The 619-nt window shown below is 54.1% G+C and carries 1 protein-coding gene; it reads left to right on the top strand.

The window, feature by feature from the left end; all coding sequences use genetic code 11:
* A partial coding sequence (locus ACS8FC_RS18845; protein ID WP_439297915.1) for a WD40 repeat domain-containing protein occupies window positions 1-619 on the top strand: 619 nt, incomplete at both ends.

Genomic DNA, 619 nt, shown 5'->3' with positions numbered 1-619 from the left:
GACAGCCCGCAAGCAGTTAGCCTGCAAATGCTCAAGCAAGCCATTGCCGTGCTGTATCCCAAGCACATGGTCATCTACCCGTTAGATGAGCAGCAATCCGCATCCGTAACGCCCATCGCCCAGCCTTATCCTGATATAAGCACATCTGTCGATGCGCGCCAATCTACCACAGCCATGGCCGCCTCAAGTGACGGTGAATGGCTGGTCATCGGTGATGATGCGGGTATGGTCAGCAGCTATCAATGGCACAGCGAGTCGCAGCAGTTAATCCTTAGCAGCAGCAAACCGCTGCATCAAGGCCGCGTCAACGCGCTGTGTTTTGAGCCTGTCAGTCAGTATTTCTTTTCAGCAGGCACAGACAAGCAGCTCTACCGCACGCATGTACAAGGTGAGCTGCACGCGATTGATAGAGCTAAGGCGAGCGGTCACAGTCAGATGATTACCGCCCTGTGCGTGTCTGACACGCGCCTATTTACCGCGGCGGACGACGCCAGTATCAAGTCATGGGCCTTTGATAAAGGTCAGCCCAGCACCTGTAAAGAAAACCTCAATAAAACAACGCTGCTCACTTATAGCCGCTATGCCGAAAAGCCTGCGTTATTGGCCGTTGGCACCGATC

The organism is Psychrobacter sp. 1Y4, from assembly GCF_051847555.1.
Note: the sequence above shows the minus strand (reverse complement) of the source record. Positions and strands in the feature narration are given on the sequence as shown.